This window comes from Kistimonas asteriae (assembly GCF_018263925.1).
In the GTDB taxonomy this organism is placed as follows: domain Bacteria; phylum Pseudomonadota; class Gammaproteobacteria; order Pseudomonadales; family Endozoicomonadaceae; genus Kistimonas; species Kistimonas asteriae.
The window spans coordinates 1-18,503 of the sequence record NZ_JAEVHF010000031.1; the positions used below are offsets into that span (position 1 = coordinate 1).

An 18,503-nucleotide genomic window follows, 5' to 3' on the forward strand; every position below is an offset into this window, starting at 1 on the left:
ACTGTTATCGATTTAACCGGCGCTTTGATTTGAAGGCGATGGTATCAAGGCTGGGTTACATGGCTGCGCGAACCTGCCCCATGCCAGCAAGGCTTCTCAAGCTGGCTGAGCCACAGTGGTAATCAGGAAAAAATATATTGAGGATATGCTGGTCCACACACTGCTGCCTTTCTGGGGTATCCGGCATGAATCAACCGATGCGAATACGGCTGAATTAGATTTTTCACAAGGCCAGTTTTCTATTGATAATATTCAACAGTCAACGGTGTGGCGAACGAAAAACACTGATCACAACCATCTTCGTATATCACGGGTTCTTAAATTTCTCGTAGCGGTAGGTTATCAAGACTATGCACAAAAACTGTGTCAGTTCATGCAGGAAAAACGGCGTGAAATGCGCCTGCCCCCAATAGTACCCTGGAATATTGCCGCCAAACTTCCCCCTGACGTTAGCGCATAATTATTTAGACCTGAACTCTACGACCACGACTCTCACCTGCCTGCGACCTTCGTTGATATCACCGTGCAATTTGCCAGGCGCATCAGCCTCGAGCCAGTAGGTCTTACCCGTTTCCAGCACCAGCTCACCGGTTTTTTCATGGTTCTCGTTAACCAACGTCAGAACACCTCCTTCCAGCACAACAACAGCCCGTGGGTAATCATGGCGATGGAGTTTCAATGGCTGATTCGGCATGATGACCGTTTCCCACGCCCGGGATACCGGGTTTTCATAATGTACAGTACGACGTGTCTGCGTTTCACTGCTACACCCTGCCAGCACCAACATCAACATCAACCCTGTCACTATCACTAACTGCTTTTTCATCGCTGACACTGTGTTTAATTCCTATCTTTTTAGTCATTCACTGATCATAGAAAAATGAAAATAGACAAAAATATTCAATCTCACCACGTATAAACGAAGCATTGATGTATCAGTGAACCGTCTAGTTAGTTGAATCAACAATCAGCACCACGTTCTGAATAAAAAGCCCGACAACAGTGTCAATAATAAAAAGAAATACAGTATTGATAACAATCGGTAAAATTATTTGTGCAATAAAGCTAATACAGCATTCTCCCCTGCCACGCCTGAATCATCACTAAGGGTGTCAGACCAAACCGAGAGCAACACACAAACTGGCTGGACTTTCTTCATGCGGTGCATGAAGAAAGTGCCAAACCCTGCTTTTTATCTCACTAGAGCCTGGCCAATGACACTCGTCAGCCTTCTTGCGATTCTAAGCCGGTCAGCAGCAGGAATGTCTGAGACAGATTCCCGTGACTTATCTGTGTCGAGTCCCTCTGCGGATCATCACCCCGTCGACCATTTCACCGGAATGCCTCGCTGTCTCGATACTTTTCATTTTCAGCCAGCCTGGCTAAACGATGATGACACTGAGTACGATGACTCGGGTGAATTCGATGATGGGGCGCTTGAGCACGATGAGCTGCCTACCTGGCTGGACAAAGATAATTTTGAGTATGAGGACTCAGGTGAACTCGATAATGAGGCACTTGAGTATGATGAAGCGCCTGACCAGATACCTGACACCGCGGTTGCATCAACCAGTAGCAGTGATGAAGTGCCGCTGGAACGTAACAAACGGCAGACAGCGGCCCCGCGATGGCAATCTGTTCCTGTGCTGCGGGATCCCAACCTGCATCGATTCAATGCCTCAGAAACAACCGCTGATGGTAACTATATTCGTATTGGTATCAAACCGAACGACCGCTTACAGGAACGTCCGTCATTAACCAAAGGGACAGTCTATAAGTTCAAAATAGAGGGTCATCGGGATAATACCCTGCCCAAAAAACCTCATGCGGTATGCCCTCCCACCAGCCCGGGCCATAGCGACCAATGCAAAGGCCGGGTAGAGCTTCAGGGTTGCTTCATCAAAGACACCGATCCGCCGTTAACCCCTGAACAGCTTGCACTAAAAACAGTCTCAAGAACGTTTATCAATGACTGCAGCCAGAAAATTACCTATGGCAGTCATTTTTCCATGGCCATGGAGGTTAAGTTCCTCGTGAGTGCTCCCGCAATCTTTGTGCAGATTCATGGCATGCCGGATCACTTTTCATACACGTTTACAAACAGTACCCATCCTTTTTTATTGCCTCTGAATATTCCACATGACCTGTACGAACAGTTCATAGCTCGTGGCGCAACCGTCGAGAAGGATGGTTACCCCACGCTCACAATATCGATAAAAGAGATCAGTGGTGACTACCATGTTGTTGTCCAGGTGCGTTCCGTATACGCAGCCTACACCCCTAAAAGCCTGCGATGTAACGCCCGGGTCAACCTGGGCACACTGAACAGGGCAAAATGCTGCCATGGCAATATACAAGACTTAAGTTATGTCTATGCTGGCAAACTCGGTCGTGATCTATCCCTGACAGGCTGGAATCGGCTTGCGTTTGAACTGAAGACCAGCCGCTACAATGCGACCTTACCAACACCGGGTCACGTGCAACTATGGATTAATGGCAACATGCAAACCAACACCAACGTATTTCTGGGCCGAAATGATGCGCCTGAACGTGGGGGCAGCGGCATGTACCACAAATTCGGCATCTACCGGACCAATTCAGAAGAACCCATCAACCTGCATTTCAGAAATGTAAAAACAGGTCATGTTATCAGTGATGTTGATGCACGGCTGGCTGTCACATTACCCCCCATCAACGTACTGGGCACCTGCTACCCGTTACCTCCAACAGGCCCGACTGCAACGACTACCGCCATGCCCAATACGACAGCTTCGACAACAACGACGCCTCCAACCACAACATCACCAATACTCAATGCCACAGCAACATTGAGGAATACCAGTGTCACAGCCCTCAATCACACCCTTCCATCAACAATGGCGTCACCGATAACAACAACGCCTGTTGTGAATACGAATACCACTTCCGTGACAATGCTCAATAACACGACAGGATCACTATCAAATGATAACAGTACGTCGCTCACTACCGATGTCATGTCAACACCGCTGTACGGCATGAATGCCACCGACATTAATGATTGCAGCGACGCCTATAAATACCTGTTCATTGGCAGTGTAATACTGAATATCATAGTCATATCTGCCATTAGCGGCCTAGTGTGCGCAATAAGAAAAATAAAAGCACAAACACCAAAATCATTGCACACACGCACACGGCGTGCGATCGAGATAGAGGCAACTGAACTGCAAGTACTCCACAGTCCTGCCTGTTAATCGCGCGACAATCATTCATTAACCCAGAACAAGGAAAAACCAGGCAAACTGATTAAGAATGATACTTCCCAGGACGCTAAGCAGGACAAAGCAAAGCGTTCCCCCTAAACGATGAAAAGCGCTATGCCAGAACAGCCCATATTGATGACTAAGCACCTGCAACTCCGGCCATTTCGACAAGCCGATGCCAAGCACGTCCAGTTATTGGCAGGTGATCACCGCATTGCTGATGTCACCCAGAATATCCCTCATCCGTATCAGGACGGCATTGCCGAAGCCTGGATCAGCACCCATGAGTCCGTCTGGCAGGCGCAATGCGCGATTATCTATGCCATTACCCAACGGCAGGCGCAAGATATGGTTATCGGCGCCATCAGTCTGATTGATCTGACCACCATTGAGGCAGAGCTGGGATACTGGATCGGCGTACCGTACTGGGGCAAAGGGTTTTGTAGCGAAGCGGCTCAAGCCGTTATCCATTATGGTTTCAGCACATTATCGTTGCAGCGTATTTACTGCCACCACCTCCTCCGTAACCCTGCATCCGGGCGTGTTATGCAAAAAGCCGGCATGCACAGGATCAGCAACAGACCTGCGACTATCTGCAAGAATGGCGTGGAAGAACCGGTTGAGCATTATGAAATTTTGAACCCTCGTGAAAAGCATACCCATGGATATTGATGCCTTTCCAAACAGGAACTTCTGCTCGTGAAACGACTGCTTACCCTATTGTTGCCTGCGATACTAGAGAACCTGCGAGCAAGTAACGTTAAAGAAACACAGTGAATGAAAAGTCATTAATTCACTATTATCCAACCTGAAAATTACTCAGATTCTTGCCATTGAAGCCGATTTTCCGGCTTTCGGATACATTAACCCTGTATCCGAATCATTTGATCCAGTCTAACCATGTTTGCCAGAGCGAATAACATCGCCAGTTTGCCATCATTTTTCTGAAGTCCCCGATAACGAGCTTTGATAAACCCAAACTGGCATTTGATAATTCTGAAGGGATGTTCCACCTTGGCTCGGATGCTGGCTTTCAGGTATTCCGTTTTCAAAATGACTTTATTGATTCGGGGGTGTTTCCTGAGTCTCTTTAACTTGCCTGGTTGTTCGGCTATATGCCACTGTACAGCGTCTTTATTGAGCTCTTTTCGCTTCTCGGCTCCTCTCGGCAAAGACAAATTGTTCATCACCGTGCAACAAGTTACTGGCTTGATTAAGGTCATGTTCATTGGCGACTGTTGTCGCCAGACTATGGGTCAAACCTGTACGGGCATCGACACCTATATGGGCCTTCATACCGAAATACCACTGGTTACCCTTTCTGGTCTGGTGCATTTGGGGATCTCGCTGTCCCGTCTGATTCTTTGTGGATGTTGGAGCTTCGATGATCGTGGCATCGACTAGAGAGTCTTCTTTCAAAACGATACCAGACTCTGTCAGCCATTGGTTTACGTCCGTGAAAATAGCCCGAGCCAGATTGTGAGCCTTCAGCAGGTGTCGAAAGTTCATAATGGTTGTGCGATCAGGAATTGCTTTATCCAGAGATAATCCGGCAAATAATCGCATGGACGCAATTTCATAAAGGGCATCTTCCATGGCCGGATCACTGAGGCTGCACCATTGTTGAAGGCAGTGTATTCGGAGCATGGTGGATAACGGGTAAGGTCTACGCCCATTACCGGGCTTGGGATAATGAGGCTCAAATGGCCTCAAGACGATGCCAGGGAATCAGTTTATCCATACGGGCAAGAAACATTTCTTTGCGGGTCTGGCGACGCTTTTGAGTGAATTCAGCGTCAGAAAAGCTGAGCTGTTGGTCCATGGCTAATCTCCGGCAAAGGCTGAGTGGAGATTAGCTTATTGTTGGGGACTTAATCGCAGGTTCCCTAACAGACTTGAGATATTACCAGACAAATGCTTGAAGGCATTACCCATTTTTTCATACCAACGCACAGTGGCAGAATGTTTCTGCCCGAACCCCATCCAACCAATGTAGCAATTTAATGGTTAATTAAGCCAATGAATTATAAGAAACAAGGCAAAGAAAGCATATGGCATTTTACAACCGGCCTGCATAAAACACTCAGGCAACGTTGAGGTCAGATCTAATAACAAAAATTGTCACACCCTTTCGCACATAATGTGAAACCTGAACATATTTTCAAGGTCTAAGACGTATTCAAGATTGCTCATAGAACGCTAAGGCTTTCGTTACATTCTTAATCAACCAAACTCTCCGGAAAAATGAGAATATAGCCTTCATGCAATGAAACGATGCAAACTCTTTTAATATGGGATTTTTATCAATTTAGTGACACCATGGACGTCAAGACGGATATCTTAACCACTAAGGATTATTCTGGTTCAAGAATAGACAACACCCCTGCCAAAGGTTCTGGACTGGGAGGATATACCGTTGTTACCAATCACTCTCCAGACCATAAAACCACCAGCAGAAACCTGCTTCCCCCTTCGGGAGAGAATCATACCGCAGCTACTGACCAACCTTACATAACGGTATCCGAACATAACCCAGCCAATACATGGGTCAAGGGAATCATCAATCATGCTGACACCCCCAATAACACGATATCCAGCACAACGTCCACACTAAGCCAGGCAGAAGGCATCGCATTATCGCAGCAACCGAGTAGCCCCTCAAGTGAGAATACAGAACATAGCGATAACAGCGGCTCCGGTGAAGGCGAACCACCTGAACCACCCATCATGCCCTCATCTACCGGGGAAAGCATCGTGGATAGCAGGCAACAACACGTCGATCAACTGGTGGATGCTGCAGCTCAGGGCGACGTACAGCGTTTGATCAATGGCCTGACTCAACCCGTCCTTGATCTTTCGCTTCTGACTGAGACTCATAGTAAAACAGGCGATACAGCCTTACATGCAGCAATAGAGAACAGGCAGGAAGACAGCGTTGCTACGATCATAGGCATCTTACAGCGATGTCCGGAGAATCGCGCTGTCGAAATGAAAACGCTCCTAGGATTAGCCAATAAAAACAACCAGACCCCGCTGGAGCTTGGCGAGATATCTCCCGCAATAAAAACAGAATTACTTGCGAGTTTATCAAAAGAATGGCCGTTTTGTGTGCAACATGAAGGTTTTATGGTCATTCCCTTTCAGCGAGGAGTGTGTGCTTGCAGTGTCTGCGAACCCTGCAGCCTACAAGCAACAATCGCTGACAGGTTTTGTAAAGCCTGTAATTTTCGACTCAGGCGAGGAGACAACTTCCCAGACCCAGCAAAAAAACGTGATACGCGAACAGCTATCCATACCTACAAGCAGCTTTTTGATCGCATACCACAATGTGCTTATTGCCTAAATCCTGCATTCCCTCCCAAAAAAACGGCATGCGGTCATGTTGCTTGTGACATGTGCTTCACCAATGAACCGCAGCAGCCCAGGCTATGCCAGGCTATTGATGGTAACACCTGCTGTTACAGGCCCTTAGAACCGACAATACGAGATGATGGCATTTGCGCGACCTATATCCACCTCTTTTCATCAAAACCTAAATATGATGATGCCAGCCCTATAGGACAGCAAATTCTGCAGGCTCTTGGTCTGGATACTAACGCATACAGACAAGCCTCACCTCAACCATCAACGGAAGAGTGCCCCACAGTCGGAAAAAGTAAACAACACCCCGTTATTAAGCAACCGGATAGGCCCGAGGATTTCCAATGGCTCACCGTAGAAGTCTCTTCCTATTATCCTCATCGCTGTGTTCTACCCGCCCAGCTTCGAAAACCAAAAAGTTACCACTCACACGGGGTAGATAGTCTTGAAATTGAAGAACTGGAATATCGCTTAATACCTGCGGGAAAAATTGCAAAAAAACTGGAGACGGCAAGGCAGAGAGCCTATCAACAGCAATTGAATGAGAAGCCCAAAACAAACGAACCCATATCGTACTTTGCCGATTGCAAAAAGAAACTGCCTTTATCAGAGAACGGAAAAGGCTCCTTTACACTGGATAAAATAAAAGGAAAAGTAATCACGCTAGATTATGAAGTGTCACAACAACTTCCCAATGTGGCAATCGCGCACTCCATTGGACGAAGAGATAAGATGGAAGATGCCCACAGCACCGAACGTTTTACTTTCCATGCTGCCGGTAAAACATACACAGCGAGCGCTGTCTGCATTTATGACGGCCACCGGGGGAAGAAGTGCTCAACCGAGGCAGCTAAAAGAATGATTCCGATCCTCTCAAAATGGCTGAGTTTCTTTAACCAGAAAGAGCTCAGTGATGAGGGAATCTTGAACAGCATGAAAATCGCACCCGTCGAATTCAGCCGTACTTATGACAGTAATAAAGATGGCGCCACCGCTAATATCATTCTCTTTCTTAAAAATACAGCCTGGATTGCCAATCTGGGAGATTCCCGCACCATCTTGGTAGAGAGTTCAGGTAAAATCACACAACTGGAGAAGTCATGTAAAATCACACAACTCAGCGAGGATGCCAAACCTGATATAGATATCTTCGCCGATTCCATTTACAAGCGAGGAGGTTTCGAAGAAAACGCAAGAGTTAACGGTATACTCGCACCCGGCAGGTCACTTGCAGATCATTATCTCGATGGTGCGCTACCTTCCCGCGTCAAAATCACTCAACAACCTCTGGAAGGTATTACCGGCTGTCTGTTGCAAGTCTGCGATGGTTTAACTGATGTAGCGACCACCTATGACCTAGGCATTGAAGTCCTCCGTCACTTGAACAGCCTGGTAGCGATCAATCAACTTGCACTATACATTGTTGTAAATCTAGTAATGAAAACATTCATGGCCCGTTCAAAAGACAATTTATCCGCGGCCATAACATTGTTACCCATAAAGGGAATGTAATCCATGGACCATTGACTCAAGTCTTTTCGCCCATAATCAATCGAAAATTGATATTTTCTGCAGTTCACCTTCCAAGCAAATCATTATTTTAATCGCTACATTTTTATTATGCTATCGTTTATGGCCCTGATTCCACCTGCCATTAAGGTATCAGCGTTTTCCGGTCGTTTATTGGTCTTTTCCATCAACAATAGTAATCTTTGATTTGCAAGTTTTAAGCTCTCAGGATTCATTCTCTACAGCTCATTATTTTCCCAATAGTTCGTATTTATTCAACAGATCGATCACTGCCATACCAGCCAAAGAAAGGCTGTCATGACATGCAAATACCCGGATTATTGAGCAATAATCCGGGTAATTTTATCTCTGGCTATTACAACAACTTAAGCCGTAACAGCTTCCGCCTCAGCTGGCTTCCGTGCCCGGAACAACTCATTAAAAGCAATACGCGCCTGCTGGGCCGCTGCCGAGGCCGCCAGTTTTCGATCCTTCGCCTGCATGGCTTCATCGGTTAACCGACGCAGTTCAATGACCATCTCTTCCGGTGCCTCCCCCAGCTCCAGCCCGGAGTTACCGCGGGAAAGGGCTTCCTGACGGATCTGACGCTTCAGCTTCCAGATCGCGTTCAATGCCAGGCGTTCGGCTTCGGCCGCGTCCACGGCTTCATCCTTCAGCTGTTCAAAGGTCGCCAGCGCCATCCCCTCTTTTGACCAGGGGTCCACATCCGGCAGTTCCTCGATATTGATGACCGGGTCTTCATACCCTTCCTGGTGCATCAGGTCCAGCGTAGCCGCCTTGACTGCCGACACCATCAGCATCACCGCAATCACCAGCAGCGGCAGGCCTCCGACAATGGCGGCTGTCTGCAGGGTGGACAGTCCGCCCATAAACAGCAGCACGGTCGGCAGGAACGACATGGCGAATGCCCAGAACAAGCGATTCCAGCGCATGGGTTCTTCCGTCACATTATTCTGTACGACCGATGCCAGAATGTAGGAGATCGAGTCAAAGGAGGTGGCGGTAAAGATCAGGCACAACAGGGTAAAGACCGCAATCACCAATGTGCTGAATGGCAGCTCCGCCAGTATGGAGAAGATCGCCTTGGTGGCACCTTCTTCATTCAGGATGCCAACCACATCCACCGCACCCGAGAGCTGCAGTGACAGGCCGTAGTTACCGAGTATCATGAAGAACAGGAAACAGCCCATGGAGCCAAAGAAAATGGAGCCTGTCACCATCTGCTTGATGGTCCGACCACGGGAGATACGGGCCACGAACAGTCCCATGCTGGGCGCAAACACCAGCCACCACGCCCAATAGAAAATGGTCCAGTCCTGGGGGAAGTGGGTATTCTCAAACGTGCCGTAGCCGCCAAACGGTTCCGCCCAGGTGGCCATGACAAAGAAGTTGGTCATCATCCGCCCGAGGGAGTCCAGCCCGGTTTCCAGCATGAAGATGGTCGGTCCCGCCACCAGGATGAATGCCAGCAATCCGATGGCGCCCCAGAAGTTGATGTTACTGAGCAGCTTGATCCCTTTCTCCAGACCGGCGTAGGCAGAATAAGCAAACAGCGCCGTACAGACCATCAATACCGCAATCTGGGATTCCGTGGTCTTGGGAACGCCGAACAGGTGATTCACCCCTTCATTGATCAGAGGCGCGGCGAGTCCCAGAGTGGTAGCACCGCCCCCCAGCAGACCAAAGATAAACAGGATATCGACAACCTTGCCGAGCCAACCCTGGCTGCGTGCTTCACCAATCACCGGCATCAAGGCACTGGAGACTTTCAACACCGGTTGCTTGCGCACATAAAAGAAGTACGCGATAGGCAGCGCGGGAATCAGGTAGATCGCCCAGGCAATCGGTCCCCAGTGGAAAATGCCATAGGTCGCCGCCCAGCGGATGGCTTCCTCGCTGCCCGGCTCCAGCTGGAACGGCGGATTCTGGTAATAGTAGGCCCACTCAATGGTGCCCCAGTAGAGGATACTGGCGCCGATACCGCCACAGAACAGCATCGCTGCCCAGGACGCCGTGCTGAACTCGGGCTTTTCATCGGCATCGCCCAGCTTGATCTGGCCAATGTCACTGAAGACGATGTATACCATGAACAGCATGGCGGCCATGCCCAGGGCAAGATACAGGAAACCGAACTGGTCGGTCATCACGGCTTTTGCGCCGGCAATCCAGTGCGCCCCCTGTTCAGGCCAGATCGCCAGGGGAATCACTACAGACAACAACATTCCCAGTGCCCCCAGGAAGGTTGTCTTATCAATCAGTTTGAATGCATTGGCCGGTAACATACCGTCTCCATACCCGCAGAATCATTAGAAAAACCCGACGATTCTGTACGTATGTACCCCATACCACAAACCAATCTTTTTATGCTTACCAGAAAAAAAATCACCCATGCAGGAGTGACCAGAAGGACGGGCTTTGCTGGCTGGAAAAAAGAGAAAACGGCCTGATAAAAATAACAAAACCGCCAGTCAGGCGGTTTTGCTTTCTGAGCTTGGTGCTCTGCCGTTACACCGTATCAGTATTGCGATTTGATCAACTCAATACCTGGCTGCAGCACCCCGCGCCATTGATCCCCCAACTCAGAGGTATACTGGGAATCATGCTTGGCGACCGTTTCCATCAGCGCCTCAACCCAGAGGTCATACCACTCTGGCAGGATATTCAGGCCGCCACGGCTGTGGCTTTTTCCCAACTCCTGAAGCTTGGTGTCCGGCATGCCCAGGGCATACGTGAGCAACCATTTAATCCCCCCACGCAGCATCAGCTGCTGGCGCTCCATGTTGGTATCGCGGAACTTGTCGCTTATTGCCGGCGACTTCTCTATGAACGTCTTATAAAAATCTTCATAAAACGATGCACTGTAATTACAACGGCCATAGCTCTGAAAAACAATATCTGCGTCTGTGAGCGCACCCATCCATACGACCTCCCTGTTCGTCCCTACTATTACTTTAGGCCACTACAGCGCCTTTAATCATCTAAATAGATCAGTGCTCATCATAACTGGCCATCCGCTCCAGCAAGCCTGGAATCAATTCCAGCTGCGCGGTGGTACGGAGCAGGCAGAGGCGGTTTTCACCGGCCATGAACGGATACAGCGCCCGAAAATCCTCCAGCAAGCCCAGCATTTGTTGCTTTGCAAGGCGTAACTGGCCGGCCATCCCTTCCCGCCCCTGCCCTTTCGCCCACTGCCTGAAACCTGGCGCAAGGCTGGCCAGAAAACCACTGACGTCCCGTTGCAGAGGGGCTGGCAGCACGTGTTGCCGCTGACGAAAGCGATAGAGCAGCTCCCCCAGGTAAAAGACCTGGATCACCAACTTGGCATCATTCAGCCCCCGAGGAGTCACATGAATCCACTGCTGCACCTGGTTCAGACGGTCATACATCCGGGATTCGAATCGCCATTGTTCCTCCAGGCTGGCTTTGTTCTCACAAATTCCTGCCAGCTCCTCCAGCATCTGGCGATGGATACTGCGCACAATGCGTCGAGGACTTTCCGGAAATACCAGTACCAGGGACAGACAACCCAGTATCGAACCAGTCAGTGTCGCCAGCGCCTGGTTAACAAAGGCCGGGAAATCATAGACCGCCATATTCACCGGTTGCACCGCCAAGAAAAAGTTGATCAATAACACCATACCAAGCCCCAGGGTGGCACGGTTACAGATCAGTAATCCGGCGATCACTATCACCGGGACCTGCGCCAGAAAGAACAGGGGAAACCCATCAATCAACGGCATCACATGGAACAGCATCAGGTAGCCAAGCCCGATACCAAGGACGATGCCGGCAATGCTCTGGCGGAATAACTGTGCAGGAAACGGATGCGCTGCAAACAGGGTGGGCATGACAATCGGCATCATCATGAGCTTGGCTCCCTGCGGCCAGGCAGTCCAGTACCAGATCAGGAGACCCGACCCGATAGCCACCGCAGGCCGCAGGGCGCGTAACAGGCTCAACCGGTGGAACACATGGAAAGCAAGGCGGGGCTTTTCATTCTCCACCGTCAGGTCCGGGCGTTCACGGTGCAACTGTTGCATATGGCGCAGGGAACTCTGTAATGATTCCAGGCTGCCAATGGCCAGGTACAGCGCCAACGTGATACGCCATAGCACGGCATCCGGTGTATCCGTATCCGCCAGCAGATCACCGAGCTGCGTTTCAAGGAGCGCCAGGTGTTCCAGCTGCTGCGTCAACAGCGGCGCCAGTGTTGCCTCCAGCTGATCCGGCGAGGTGTTATCCAGCGTCTCCAGTTGCTCAACACAGTACTGGAGCGAGAGCATCAATTCAGACTTGATCGGAATCGCCGTGTTGGCCTGATCCAGATGAGCCAGCTGATGCGCCATCACATGCAACCGGGACACCGTACGTAACAGGTTCTGCACCAGTGCCGTGGCATGCTGGAAGACATGCCCCCGGGAAAGATTTTCCAGACTGGCATCCAGACGCATCCGCTCCAGATCAAAACTCCCGCTGATACACTGCACATGCGCCTTACGGTAGGTCGCAATATCAGTGACGACCAACCCACCCACCACCTGGCGCAGAAACGCCAGGACATCGTTCACGCTTTGCCAGGCCTTACGACGCAGTAGCTCCCGGGCAGACAGGGGGACGACCACCGTGCTGATCACTGTCATAACCAGCACCCCCACCAGGGTGTCCGTCATGCGGTGTACCGCCAGTATGAAGCCATTATCCGGTGCAGCCAGCGCCGCCACCGCCACCATCGCGACCGTATACCCTGACAGGCGGGTCATATACTCCAGAGGCCGCCAGATGCGGTTTCCCAGCCAGGTCATGACACAGACCCACAGCACAAGCAGGCCGAAAAATACGATGGGGGCCTGACCAAACGCCATCAGCAGGAACAGTGAAAAAAGACAACCGAAGAGCGTCCCCAATACCCGGTTGGCCGCCTTGGCGTAGATCATCCCCACCAGTGGCTGGGCAACAATGATACAGGCCACCAGCGCCGTACCGGGGCTGGCCAGATTAAACCGGAAACTGAACCACTCAATCAGCCCCATGCCGAGGACAATCTGCAGCACCCGAATCCAGTTCTCCACCGGCGCCTGCAGCAACCAGTCCAGTTTTCCTTTCAGCACCATGTGACAGCTCACTCCAGCACAATGGTGCAGGTCATGCCATTGGCCAGCACCAGCCCTGCCGGGATATCGGTCAAGTGAATCCTCACCGGGATCCGCATGGCCAGCCGCACCCAGTCAAAGGTGGGATTCACCTGAAGCAGGCCGACACTGTTATCTCCGCCTGGTGTGCTGTAATCGGTGATGCCCCGGGCAATGCTAACCACTTCGCCCTGCAGGTGAACGGTATCATCGCTCAGCAACGTAATACGCGCCGGGGCACCAACCTGCACCTGCGGTAATTTGGTTTCCAGGAAATACCCGTAAACATAAAAGCTGTCGCTGTCGACCAGTGACAGCACCGGCTGCCCGGCGGTCGCAAAATCCCCTTCTGTCCGCGTCCGGTTGGTGATATAGCCATTGCCCGGGGCATAGATACGGGTACGCGCCAGATCCAGACGCGCCTTGTTGACCACCGATTCAGCGGCCCGATACTGAGCTTCGCCCGCCTTGAGGGTCAGTTCGCTTTTATCCCGCTCTTCCTTGCTGATCATGTCTGGCCCCAGCTTGCGTCGCCGCTCGGCCTCGAGGCGCTTTTCCGCCAGGTCTGCCTTCGCACTGCTGGCATCCGCTTCCGCCCGTGCCAGCGCCACTTCATAGGATGCCGGATCAATCGCAAACAACAGGTCGCCCTTGCTGACTTTCTGGTTATCCGACACCGCCATCGCCACAATACGGCCGGTCACATCCGGTGCTACCTGGTAGACATCCGCACGGATACGCCCGTCACGGGTCCAGGGGCTTTCGGTGTAATACACAAATAACCAGTGAATGGCATAAACGGCGATGGCAACAAAAACCAATGTCACCAGAACGGAAAACAGCTTTTTTGCTGTCGGCGAGAACGGCATGAAGACAACCTAAAACGTGGATTGCTGGAAGATGGCGACACCCATGACAAGAATAAAATAGACGGCCAGATTGAACAGGCCCGGGTGCCATACCCACTCATAAAGACCGAGCCGGCCAGCGATACGCCGAATGATCATCCAGGCAAACAACGAAAAACACAGGGTACTGATGAAATGCGGCAGACTCAGGCCGCCAATGACGAGATCAGGCATAGGGAAAACAGAACCAGTGAGAAGAAGAAACGGCATGTCAGTCATACTGAGCACTGAATAAGCAATCCTCAGACTGACTGCCTCATGAAAAGGGCATAATCGACAACACAGAATGACTATATGCCTGCCTGACGCAACAATCCGTACGTAATTGCCCGAGTATTACAGGTGCCATGACAGACCCTTCCATTTCACCTCAACAGAGACGGTTACATTTCATGAACAAGAAGCCCTGATAGGGCCCCCAACAGGTTGGTTCCACATTCTTCCTGCACAATATAGAGCCAACCGGTTCAACCTTACATCACCAGCGCTGTAAAGGCTGCCGACCCCACCATGCGATGCAGCCCCCGCCGGATATTTTCAATGACCAGGGTTTCTAGTAACCGCATTATCTGCCGGCCGGTAGTATATGGCGCCATACAGAACCGTTCAGTGACAGCGCGAACGTCGCCGGATACGGTAACACCAACCAAAAGAGCGGAGGGTGCGGTAGTCCATAGAAAATAACTAGCAGGGTCACTTTCAGGAAAGTGAATTCGTAAGCCGCACCTAAACAAGCATTAAAAACAGAAAATACTATTCTATATAAAAACGAATTGTTCTATATCATTGAAAGATATCTGATCAACCTCTATAAACAGAGCATCAATCATACTAAACCCACTCAAAAACTGAGAATTTACATTCCCTATGGCAGATTCAGTCAAAACCACCCACATCGGAATAGCGCAATATTTTTATTCAACATCAGGAAAACAAATCTTTATACATACAAACCAAAAAGTCAGTGAAAACAACAACAAAAACTGTTAAATACTAAATGGCAGCAACATGAAACACTGAAAGAAAAAATTCGTTTACCCTATAGAAACAAACAGCATGACAAATAAAAATGGCAGTATCTGGCACAACACCTATTAAGCGCAATCAGCACTCGAGCGCATGCTCTATTACATTCGAACATGCTCATATTCCAAAATGGAACATCAGCACGTGTCAGTGCACATTGATTATCTATCATTCTGTAAAATCACCGTCCAGGGCAATTAGCACCAGGCAAGTCACCCAGTTGGGTACTGCAATATGGGGTGAGCCTGACAAATCTACGGCATGGGACTGCAACACAACGAGCTACCCAAAAATTCCACTATTGACACCTCCCAGAGTGTCTACAGAAGATATGTTTTCTGTACTTTATGACAAGATAGAATTGGATACTGCAAGTACTGATTTAGAGAAACATGATGCTTATATTGTGTACAGACGCTCACTCTTACGGCACCCAGACAAGGGTATTTTTCTTTTATCCGCAGAAGATGTCAATATTCAAGGTTATGGGCATTTCAGTCAAACGTTGTTTCTACGTGCTATTCAACAATACAAGTGCCATCTCGCACAGGCTGTATACGATGCATGTCCTGATAATTTAAAGGAGACCATGCTAAAACTCCAAGGAGCGGGAGGATTCAACTTCCTGACAATGCTCCTTAGCTATCACGGATTCAGAAAGGATAAACTTGAAATAAAACTGTTTATTGACAGAATAAAAACCATTCCAGACGAATGTTTTTTAGATACAAGCGACAACAATAACTTTTTGCATTTCCTAAAGCAATTAAGTAGTGAATGCATTACCAGCATCTACCGCAAATGCAGTAACAAATCTCTTTTTGGACAATTAATCATCAACCGAAACAGAGAAAACCACTCTCCAATATTTATCAGCATCATTGATAAAGACTGGCGAGTTTTTCATACATTATTTATTTATCTATTAAAACACTCAAGATACATACCTTCATTACACATGTTAGCTGCAATTAAATATACTGAGCATAAGCGCTCGTTTTTAGTTAATCCTATAAAGGTATCACTTATTCAAACGAAACTATTGAATGAAGCCAATACAGTGCTGGCTATGTTAGCCAAAACACCGTTTGAACAGAACAAGCTACGCCTCTCAAGGTTCTGGGATAAAGAGTGATCATCATATCTCCCTAAAAGAACGCCTTCCATGGCCTGATAAATCCGTTGTTTATTCTGCTGTTACTGGCTTCTTCTTGATCCGGGGCGGCTCGAAACCAGTATCCTTGCCCTGCCCTGTGGTGGCTCCGCCTGCAGGCGTCTTGCGTCGCTGCCCGGTGGCCTTTTTATCGCGCAGGCGCTGCTTGCCTTTTTCCGCCGCGGCTTTCTTGTCTGCCGGCTTTTTCTTCTTCCGACTGGCCGCCTTACCGGAAGCCTTCACTTTCTTAGGCCCTTTGTAGCTGGCTTCCATACCGGCGATCTTGCGGCGTTCAAAGCGGATGTTGAGATAGCGCTCAATACTCGCCATCAGGTTCCATTCCAGTGCACTGACAAAGGTGACCGCCAGGCCCTGCTGTCCGGCACGACCGGTACGGCCAATCCGGTGCACATGGTCATCACCACGACGGGCCACGTCGAAGTTGACCACCAGGTCGATACCCTGCACATCCAGCCCGCGGGCCGCCAGGTCGGTCGCTACCAGCACATTGATGCGGCCATTACGCAAGAGTTCCATCGCCCGGTTACGTTCTTCCTGGGAAATTTCCCCGTGCAGAACCCCAGCGCGCAGCTTGTTGTAACGCAGAAATCCTTCCAGTTTGGCCGCCTGGACGCGTGTCTTGGTAAACACCAACGCCTTGTCAAAGGTCTCGGTTTCCAGCAGCTTGACCAGCAACTTTTCCTTGAAGGTGAGGTCATCCACCAGAATCATCTGCTGGCGGATATTCCCGTGCTGCTCTCGCTCAGGGTTGACGAGAATGGATTCCGGTTCACGCAGGACATCAGTGACAATCCGTTTCAGCCCAGTCTTTTGCAGCGTGGCGGAAAAGAGCAGGGTCTGGCGCGCGGCAAAGGTGCATTCCGCGGCGATTTTCAGTACATCCTCACTGAAGCCCATATCCAGCATTCGGTCGGCTTCATCCAGCACCAGCACTTCCAGATCACGGAAATCCGTCGTACCACGCTTCACATGATCCACAAGACGCCCGGGCGTAGAAACGATGATCTCCGGGTTCTTGCGGAACAGGCTGGCCTGGTATTTGAAATCATCACCGCCGGTGATCAGCCCGGCCTTGATGCCGGTGCCGGTTGCCAGCAGCTCGCATTGATTGAACACCTGGCGGGCCAGCTCGCGGGTCGGCAGCAGGATCAAGGCGCGGGTACCAGTGTTCGGCGCCGGGGTCAGCAGGCGGTTGAGCATGGGCAGCAGGAATGCGCCGGTCTTGCCGCTGCCGGTCTCGGCACTGACCATCAGGTCCTTGCCCGTCAATGCGACCGGGATGGTACGGGTCTGGACATCGGTAGGCTGTTCCCAGCCAGCAGCTTCCAGCGCTTTCAGCAGGCGCTGGTCAAGTGAGAAGTCAGAAAACAAGAGACTATGCCTCAGCAATATAAATCGACGCGCACTCTACCAGAGCGGTTGAAAAACAACCATGACTAATCACGTTACGCCTTCGTACCGGTGTCAAAACAAGCCCTGCCTTAGAAAGCTGTTTCAACTGTAAGAAAGCACAAATAACGCCTCTCAGAACAGGTTATGTGACTTTAGTGCCATAGCCGAACGAAAAAAATTGTGCTTATATCGTTCGCCATATACGACAAAGTTACTATACAGCTACCGAGAACCCTGCTGTGGTTGCCTTTAAGGCTTCCAGAATCTCCGGGCGGTAGCGTGTCTTACGTTTGTGAATGGCCTGCTCAACTGCTTTTTCAGGCTGTTTTACGAGTGAAGCAACACATAGATCACGACCAGATCATCAATTTGAGTTCGCCTATGCAGATTTTCATCAATACACATAACCGATTGATTTATGTGATTTTTTAAGACTTTTAGTGACTTACCCCTGTTTTATGCGAACTTGATAAAAAATCGTGAAATGCGAACCAGATGATAAATGATCAAGAGATGGTATTTCGGGATATCTCTTTGATATACCATAATTTTTATAAAAGACAGTTAATATATAGATAACATGTTATGCGAACTCGGTTCGTATAAACCTCTGTTAAGTGCCACACATAAATTGAAATCGGAGTAAAAGAAGTTGGATTTCTCACCAATCATCAATAGTGTCATGTCTACATTGGCATATTTCATTCCTTTGCTAATAATCATTGGCATTGCCAAGTCA

General features: G+C 49.6%; 12 protein-coding genes and 2 pseudogenes. 6 read left to right on the forward strand and 8 right to left on the reverse strand.

Translation table 11 applies throughout. The annotated features are described in order from the left end of the window. Together KHS78_RS21680 and KHS78_RS21685 are read left to right on the forward strand one after the other, a co-directional pair. Positions 1–122, forward strand: a pseudogene (locus KHS78_RS21680) (IS1595 family transposase); the annotation flags it as partial. After that, positions 116–460 (forward strand): opioid growth factor receptor-related protein, encoded by a 345-nt coding sequence (locus tag KHS78_RS21685; protein WP_211831104.1) that lies wholly within the window; start codon positions 116–118, stop codon positions 458–460. The pseudogene KHS78_RS21680 and the gene KHS78_RS21685, both read left to right, overlap by 7 nt. Here the strand turns inward: KHS78_RS21685 and KHS78_RS21690 are convergent, their stop codons facing one another. Beyond that, positions 461–835 carry a cupin domain-containing protein gene (locus tag KHS78_RS21690; protein WP_211831105.1) on the reverse strand — a complete coding sequence of 125 codons (375 nt, stop codon included), beginning with the start codon at positions 833–835 and terminating at the stop codon, positions 461–463. A gap of 427 nt (positions 836–1,262) precedes the next feature. On the opposite strand from KHS78_RS21690, the gene KHS78_RS21695 reads away from it, so the two are divergent. Together KHS78_RS21695 and KHS78_RS21700 are read left to right on the forward strand one after the other, a co-directional pair. Beyond that, positions 1,263–3,236 carry a heparin lyase I family protein gene (locus KHS78_RS21695; RefSeq protein ID WP_211831106.1) on the forward strand — a complete coding sequence of 658 codons (1,974 nt, stop codon included), beginning with the start codon at positions 1,263–1,265 and terminating at the stop codon, positions 3,234–3,236. A 144-nt stretch (positions 3,237–3,380) separates the two neighbouring features. Then, a complete protein-coding gene (locus KHS78_RS21700) occupies positions 3,381–3,917 on the forward strand; it encodes a GNAT family N-acetyltransferase (protein WP_211831107.1) in 537 nt (178 codons plus the stop codon). A gap of 191 nt (positions 3,918–4,108) precedes the next feature. Here KHS78_RS21700 and KHS78_RS21705 read toward each other — a convergent pair. Continuing rightward, positions 4,109–5,067 (reverse strand): annotated as a pseudogene (locus tag KHS78_RS21705) (IS5 family transposase). Between the two features lie 452 nt (positions 5,068–5,519). Here KHS78_RS21705 and KHS78_RS21710 point away from each other — a divergent pair. Continuing rightward, complete coding sequence (locus KHS78_RS21710) at positions 5,520–8,117, forward strand: PP2C family serine/threonine-protein phosphatase (RefSeq protein WP_211831108.1); 2,598 nt, start codon at positions 5,520–5,522, stop codon at positions 8,115–8,117. Between the two features lie 383 nt (positions 8,118–8,500). On the opposite strand, the gene KHS78_RS21715 is transcribed toward KHS78_RS21710, so the two are convergent. The 5 genes from KHS78_RS21715 to KHS78_RS21735 all read right to left on the reverse strand — a co-directional run bounded on the left by KHS78_RS21715 (position 8,501) and on the right by KHS78_RS21735 (position 14,382). Beyond that, complete coding sequence (locus tag KHS78_RS21715) at positions 8,501–10,417, reverse strand: BCCT family transporter (protein WP_211831109.1); 1,917 nt, start codon at positions 10,415–10,417, stop codon at positions 8,501–8,503. 233 nt (positions 10,418–10,650) lie between these two features. Beyond that, positions 10,651–11,052: a globin gene (locus KHS78_RS21720; protein ID WP_211831110.1), complete on the reverse strand. Its 402-nt coding sequence runs from the start codon at positions 11,050–11,052 to the stop codon at positions 10,651–10,653. Between the two features lie 70 nt (positions 11,053–11,122). After that, positions 11,123–13,246 (reverse strand): FUSC family protein, encoded by a 2,124-nt coding sequence (locus tag KHS78_RS21725; protein ID WP_211831111.1) that lies wholly within the window; start codon positions 13,244–13,246, stop codon positions 11,123–11,125. An 8-nt stretch (positions 13,247–13,254) separates the two neighbouring features. Further along, positions 13,255–14,133: an efflux RND transporter periplasmic adaptor subunit gene (locus KHS78_RS21730; RefSeq protein ID WP_211831112.1), complete on the reverse strand. Its 879-nt coding sequence runs from the start codon at positions 14,131–14,133 to the stop codon at positions 13,255–13,257. 9 nt (positions 14,134–14,142) lie between these two features. Next, on the reverse strand, positions 14,143–14,382 hold the full coding sequence (locus KHS78_RS21735) for a DUF1656 domain-containing protein (protein ID WP_211831113.1): 240 nt from the start codon (positions 14,380–14,382) through the stop codon (positions 14,143–14,145). An 859-nt stretch (positions 14,383–15,241) separates the two neighbouring features. On the opposite strand from KHS78_RS21735, the gene KHS78_RS21740 reads away from it, so the two are divergent. Beyond that, positions 15,242–16,333 carry a hypothetical protein gene (locus KHS78_RS21740; RefSeq protein WP_211831114.1) on the forward strand — a complete coding sequence of 364 codons (1,092 nt, stop codon included), beginning with the start codon at positions 15,242–15,244 and terminating at the stop codon, positions 16,331–16,333. 51 nt (positions 16,334–16,384) lie between these two features. Here the strand turns inward: KHS78_RS21740 and KHS78_RS21745 are convergent, their stop codons facing one another. After that, complete coding sequence (locus KHS78_RS21745; protein WP_211831115.1) at positions 16,385–17,743, reverse strand: DEAD/DEAH box helicase; 1,359 nt, start codon at positions 17,741–17,743, stop codon at positions 16,385–16,387. Positions 17,744–18,503 lie beyond the last annotated feature (760 nt).